Source organism: Corallococcus sicarius, from assembly GCF_003611735.1.
Lineage (GTDB): Bacteria > Myxococcota > Myxococcia > Myxococcales > Myxococcaceae > Corallococcus > Corallococcus sicarius.
Genome location: NZ_RAWG01000444.1, coordinates 1 through 6,103, shown reverse-complemented (window position 1 = coordinate 6,103; position 6,103 = coordinate 1). Strand labels below are relative to the sequence as shown.

Sequence of the window (6,103 nt, the reverse complement as noted above, 5' to 3'; positions counted from 1 at the left end):
GGTGGGAGCACTGGGTGCCCCAGGGGACCTGAGCCGTCACCTGCACCTGGAGGTCCGCGGCGCTTCAGCGCAGCGCTTCCGCGTCCTCCAGCAGCTCCAGCACCCGGGCGGGCCCGTCCGCGCCTTGGAGCCGGTCCGCCAGCCCCCGCCCCGCGAGCCTCGCCACGTGGGCCAGCCGCATCAGCCGCGCGCGCCCCCGGTGGCCGTCCACCAGCGCCACCACCAGCCGCAGGGGCTGGCCGTCCGGCGTGTCCGCGTGGAGGGGCCGGGCCAGCGTCACCAGCGCCGCGGCCGGGGTCGCGCCGGGCACGTACGCGTGCGGCACCGCCACGCCATTGCCCACCTGGGAGGAGGCCTCGCCCTCGCGCTGGCGCAGGCGCGCCGCCAGCGCCGCGGCGTCCAGGTCGGGCAGCGCGGACGCCAGCCGCCCCGCCGCCACGTCGAACGCGTCCTCGTAGTCCTCGCAGCTCAACTGCACCACCACGCGCTCGGCGCACAGGAGTGGGCCCAGGGCGGGCGCGGGTTCGTCCCCGCGCGGCTCGCGCAGGGGGAACTCCGCGTCCAGGAAGGCCCGCACGCGCGCGAGCTGCGCGCCCGTCAGCTTGCGCCGCGCGATGTCCAGCAGCAGCGTCCCCGCCGCGGGCACGTCCTCCAGGTAGCCCGCGACGTAGGGGCTCACCCGGTTGGCCACGTCCATCAGCAGCGCCGGGGGCACGTCCAGCTCCCGGGCGATGGCCGTCAGCCGCGCCTGCGTGGGCGGCGCGTCCACGCCGTGCTCCACGCGGCTCAGGTACGCGCTCGACACGCCGATGCGCCGCGCCAGGTCGCGCAGGGACAGGCCCGCGTCCACCCGCAGCAGGCGCAGGGTGGCCCCCAGGTGCATGGTGCTCAGGGCCTCGCTCCAACGGCCTGCGCGGCGTCCGGCGTGGCGCCCTGCGCCTGGCGCTGGCCCTGTCCCTGGCCCTGGGCCAGCGCGGGGGCACCCTCCGGGTGGCGCACGAGCAAGAGCGACCCGGGCGCGTCCCGCACGATGCGCTCGCGCTGCACGCCGAACAGCTTGTCCTCCAGGCCCCACTCGGCGCCCACGCCCACCACCACCAGGTCGTAGCCCGCGCGCGCCTCCTCCAGCGCGGCCTCCTCCGGCGACGCGTGGCGCACCACCTTGAGCTTCACCGCGGCGCCCTCGTCCTGGGGGAACAGCTCCTCCACCTGCGCGCGCACCGTGCCGGCGCCTTGCGGCGACGTCACGTGCAGCACCGTCACCTCCGCGCCGGACTGCTTGAACAACCGCCGCGCCAGCCCCAGCGCCGCCCGGTCATGCCGGCTGCCCACGAAGGGCACCAGCACCCGCCGCACCTGCGACAGCCCGCGGTCCACCAGCACCGCCACCGTGCTGGACGCCTCCTGCATCACTTCGTGCACCGTGCCGCCCAGCACCGTCTGGCTGAACAGCGGCTTGTGCCAGCCCAGCAGCACCAGGTCCGCGCGCTTGGCCTGCGCCGTGCGGCAGATGTCCCGCGCGGGCTCCGACGACACGAACGACAGCGTGCGCACCGACAGCCCCAGCTTCTCCGCGCGCCCCACGAGCGGCGTCAGCGCGCTGCCCGCCCCGCCCTCCGCGCCCGTCCCGCCCGTCGCATCCAGGGGCGCCTCCGCGCGCACGCGGAGCGGACGCTCCGGCGACAGGAGGTGCAGCGCGTAGAGGTTCGCGTCGTTGCGCTCGCCCGACAGCGCCCGCGACAGCACCGCCATGCCCGGCCCCGCCTGCCCGTGCGACACGCACAGGAGCACCGTGTACGCGGACGGCGTGAGCGCCGCGTCCGGGGGCTGCGCCAGCTGGTCGCGCGCCTGCTCCTCCGGCGGATACATCCAGCGCAAGAGCGGCGAGGTGATGAACGTCGTCACCAGCGCCATGATGATCATCATCGTGAAGAGCGTGGGGGAGATGACGCCCAGGTCCAGGCCCAGGTTGAGCACGATGAGCTCCATCAGCCCGCGCGTGTTCATCAGGACGCCAATGGCCCCCGCCTCCCGCCACCGCAGGCCGGTGACGCGCGCCGCCACCGCGCTGCCACCGAACTTGCCCAGGCACGCCAGCAGGATGATGACCCCGCACGTCACCCACGCCTCCACGCTGTCCAAGAGCCCCAGCTGCGTGCGCAGCCCGCTGAAGGCGAAGAACACGGGCAGCAGCAGCACCACCGTCACGTCCTCCAGCTTTTCAATCAGCGCCGTGGCCAGCCCGCCCTCCTTGGGGATGACCGCGCCGAAGAGGAACGCGCCGAACAGCGCGTGGATGCCAATGCGCTCCGTGGCCCACGCGGACGCCAGCAGCAGCACCAGCGTGGCCGCCACCACGTTCTGCGTCAGCCCCTCGCGGCTGGCCACGCGCGCGCCCAGCCGGGCGAGGAACGGCCGCACCAGCAGCAGCATGAAGCCGATGTAGAGCACCGCGAACAGCGTGGTCAGCCCCGCCTGGGCCAGGCTGGATGCGCGCACCAGCGAGACGACGAAGGCCAGCAGGCACCACGCCGTCACGTCGTCCACCGCCGCGCACGCGATGGCGATGGCGCCAATCTTCGACTGCATCAGCCCGCGCTCGGTGAGGATGCGCGCCAGCACCGGGAAGGCCGTGATGCTCATGGACACGCCCATGAACAGCACGAACGACGAGAACGGCACCGAAGGGTCCGACAGCGACCGGTACAGCCACAGCGCGCCCGCCGCCGCGCCCAGCCCGAAGGGGACGATGATGCTCGAGTGGCTGATGACCACCGACGAGTGCCCCCGCCCCTTCAGCAGCTTGGGGTCCAGCTCCAGGCCGATGAGGAACATGAAGAGCACCAGCCCCACCTCGGCCAGCATCTTCAGGAACGGCATGGACTCCGGGGGAAACAGCCAGCGCATCGCGTCCGGCCACAGCCACCCCAGCAGCGACGGGCCCAGCGCGATGCCGGCCACCACCTCCGCGATGACGAGCGGCTGTCCCACCCACCGCGCCCCCCGGCCAATCAGCCGCGACACGCCGACGATGACGATGAGCTGGACCAGGAGCTGTGCGAGCATGTGGGTGTTCATCGGGAGCGCCTCGCTGGAAAGCTGTTAAGCAGTCGCTTATCAGCCGGTCGCGCACAGCGTCAACGCGCGCGCGGGGTGCCTGCCCGTTCAAAACCGCCTGGATGCTTCGGGACTGCTCAGGCGCCTTCGGGGGCCTTGTTGGCGGCCACGGCCTTGAGCAGCGTCTCCACGTCCACGGGCTTGCGCAGGTAGCCGCAGGCGCCCATCTCGTCGGCCACCTGGCGGGCGTTGGCGGACGCGGAGAAGACGAGCACCGGGATGTCGCGCCAGGCGTCCACCGCGCGCATCTTGCGGCCGAAGGTCGCCCCGTCCATCACCGGCATCATCATGTCCAGCAGCACCAGCGACGGCGTCGTCTGTGCCTGCCGCAGCACCTCCAGCGCCTGCTGGCCGTTGCCCGCCCCCATCACGGTGTAGCCCGCGTCGCGCAGGACCTCCTCCAGCGCCTCGCGCAGGTCCGTGTCGTCATCCACCACCAACAGCGGCCGACTCACTCGCGCGTCTCCTTCTCCAAGGGCAATTCCAGCGTGAACCGCGCGCCTTCTTCCGGACCGGGTTCCGCCCAGGCCCGTCCGCCGTGCGCTTCCGCCGCGCGGCGCGTGAGGTACAGCCCCAGGCCCAGCCCGCCATACGAGTGCGAACTCACGGCGCGCCCGAAGCGCTCGAAGATGCGCTCCACCTGGTCCGCCGGCAGCCCGATGCCCCGGTCGCGCACCTGGATGCGCGCGAAGCCGCCCACCTTCCCCACGTCCACCTCCACCGGCCGTCCCGGACCGAACTTGACCGCGTTGGATATCAACGCTCCCACCGCCTGGTCCACCCGAAGTCGGTCCCACGTGCCCCACAGCCCGCGGCGCGGCGACTGGCGCAGTTCGCAGCCCGCCGACGCGGCCTCCGCCTGGTAGCGCTCCAGCACCTCCGCCACCAGCTCCTCCAGGTCGAAGCGCTCCGGCATCAGGGACAATTCGCCGCTGCTCAGCTGCGACACGTCCAGCAGCCCCTCCACCAGCGTGCCCAGCCGCCGCACCTGCCGCACGCTGCGCTCCAGCCGCGCCACCACCTCCGAGTCCAGGTGGTGCGCCGCCGAGCGCTGCAGCAGCGTGCCCAGCTGCAGCCGCAGCGTGGTGAGGGGCGTGCGCAGCTCGTGCGCGGCCACGGTGAGGAACTCGTCGCGCAGGCGCACCGCTTCGCGCGCCTCCTGGAACAACCGCGCGTTCTCCAGGGCCAGGCCCGTCCGCCGCGCCAGCTCCTGCCCGAGCGCCAGGTCCACCCGGTCCAGCGTGCGCTCGCCCAGCGTGCCCAGGGACAGCACGCCCAGCGCGCCGTCGCGGCCGGGCAGCGGCACGTTCACCACCGAGCGCAGGCCCATCTCCTCCACCCCGCGCGGGTGCGCCGCGTCCGCGGGGATGGGTTCGGGGCGCTCGCGCACGTCCGGCACCAGCTCCGGCGTGCCCGTGCGCAGGACGTACGCGGGGCCCCCGGTGGCCTGCGGCTCCAGGGGGAAGCGCTGGTGCAGCGTCAGCGCCAGCGTGCGCCGGGCCGAATCCGGTTGCGCCAGCGCCACCAGCTTCAGCCCGCTGCGCTCCAGGTCATGGAGGAAGAAGGCGCTCCAGTCCGCCACCCGGGGCACCAGCAGCTGGACCAGTTGATCCAACCGCGCCTCCTGCTCCAGCGACGCGGTGAGCAGCTCGCTGGCGCGGGCCAGGATTTCGCGGTCCACCTCCGCGCGCACGCGCTCGCGCCGCACGCGCGTCTCCTCCAGTTCGCGCGCCACCGCCGGCCCCAGCCGCGTCAGCCGGTCCTTGGAGAAGCAGTCGCGCGCGCCCGCCTTCATCAGCGTGACGGCCTGCTCCTCGCTGAGCTGGCTGGACAGGACGATGAGCGGCACGTCCCGCCCCAGCTCATGGAGCATCGCCAGCACCTGCAGCGCGCTGAAGCCCGGCAGCCGGTAGTCGCACAGCACCAGGTCCCAGCCATCCATGGCCAGCGCCCCGCGCAGCCCTTCGAGCGTCTCCACCCGCCACGTCGTCGGCCGGTAGCCCGCCTGCTCCAGCTCCGCCGTCACCAGCGCCGCGTCGTTGGCGTTGTCCTCCACCAGCAGCAGCCGGAAGGGCGTCATGCCCGGGCCCCGGCCTTCACCGCCACCCGGAGGGATGCGACCTGGAGAAGGACCTGGACACGGCCGGGCGCCGTGCCGGGAGCGCTCCTCCCGGGGGCCCACCGCCGCGCCGGCCGGGAGCCTTGTGCTGCATCCATTCGCGTGACTCCTCCCGGTGTGGGGCCGGAAAACCAGCGGCATCCGGCGTGGGGCCTGCTCCACGCATGCTAGTGGTCTTGCCTGTCACACCCTGGGGAGAAATGCCCGACGTTCGCGCCCGAGCGCTGGCTGGTGAACGTCCGCCCCCCAACCCCACCGCCCTGGAGGGGAGCGACCCGGCCTACCAGGAAACGTCGTACTCACTGTCAAGCAGGGATAGCTGGCGTCCGTGCACCCGCACGTCCTGCGCCCCCACCGCCTCCAGCGCGCCCAGCAGGACGCCCTCGTGGTAGGGCGCGGGCATGAAGTCCCGGCGCATCACGAAGCGCGCGCTGCGCTCGCCGGTCCACAGCACGGTGCGCTCGCCGTAGCTCACCGCCGTCTGGTAGCCGTCCGCCAGGTGTTGCAAGAGCCGCCGGGGGTCTCGCCGGGACATCTGCATCAGCTCCCGGCCGAACATGGAGGCCAGGAAGTCCACCGTGGCCTGCGTCCCGATGTAGTGCAGCGACTGATCCCAGTCCCCCAGCTGCGGGCGCAAGAGCCGCGTCGCCCGGGCCGCCATCTTCAGGAAGCGCGTCACCGGGTACAGCTCCCCGGGGTTCAGCGCGTGCAGGCCCGCCGCCTCCAGGCACTGCGCGCCGGCCGCCTCGCCCTGGAGGAAGCCCACCACGCCCACCACGCCCTGGAAGAACATCCCCCGGGCCACGTCCCGCGGGGTCGCCGCCCGGCACCGCTCCACCAGGTGCCACGCCGCGCTCCCCTCCACCC

General features: G+C 73.4%; 5 protein-coding genes. All 5 read right to left on the bottom strand.

Features of this window, described 5'->3' with window-relative positions; all coding sequences use genetic code 11:
• Window positions 1-64: 64 nt before the first annotated feature.
• The 5 genes from D7X12_RS38195 to D7X12_RS38175 all read right to left on the bottom strand — a co-directional run bounded on the left by D7X12_RS38195 (window position 65) and on the right by D7X12_RS38175 (window position 6,101).
• Complete coding sequence (locus D7X12_RS38195) at window positions 65-883, bottom strand: helix-turn-helix domain-containing protein (protein ID WP_120630095.1); 819 nt, start codon at window positions 881-883, stop codon at window positions 65-67.
• 5 nt (window positions 884-888) lie between these two features.
• Window positions 889-3,078 (bottom strand): cation:proton antiporter domain-containing protein, encoded by a 2,190-nt coding sequence (locus tag D7X12_RS38190; RefSeq protein WP_120630094.1) that lies wholly within the window; start codon window positions 3,076-3,078, stop codon window positions 889-891.
• Window positions 3,079-3,194: 116 nt separating this feature from the next.
• On the bottom strand, window positions 3,195-3,572 hold the full coding sequence (locus D7X12_RS38185; protein WP_120630093.1) for a response regulator: 378 nt from the start codon (window positions 3,570-3,572) through the stop codon (window positions 3,195-3,197).
• A complete protein-coding gene (locus D7X12_RS38180) occupies window positions 3,569-5,197 on the bottom strand; it encodes a hybrid sensor histidine kinase/response regulator (protein WP_244225031.1) in 1,629 nt (542 codons plus the stop codon). The genes D7X12_RS38185 and D7X12_RS38180 overlap by 4 nt, the downstream gene beginning before the upstream one ends.
• Before the next feature lie 319 nt (window positions 5,198-5,516).
• Window positions 5,517-6,101 carry a TIGR02265 family protein gene (locus D7X12_RS38175; RefSeq protein ID WP_120630092.1) on the bottom strand — a complete coding sequence of 195 codons (585 nt, stop codon included), beginning with the start codon at window positions 6,099-6,101 and terminating at the stop codon, window positions 5,517-5,519.
• Window positions 6,102-6,103: the final 2 nt, after the last annotated feature.

What these genes read in the sequence shown, in the direction of transcription:
- D7X12_RS38195 (WP_120630095.1), bottom strand. Translation starts at nt 883, where the DNA reads ATGCACCTGGGGGCCACCCTGCGCCTGCTGCGGGTGGACGCGGGCCTG.
- D7X12_RS38180 (WP_244225031.1), bottom strand. Translation starts at nt 5,197, where the DNA reads ATGACGCCCTTCCGGCTGCTGCTGGTGGAGGACAACGCCAACGACGCG.
- D7X12_RS38190 (WP_120630094.1), bottom strand. Translation starts at nt 3,078, where the DNA reads ATGAACACCCACATGCTCGCACAGCTCCTGGTCCAGCTCATCGTCATC.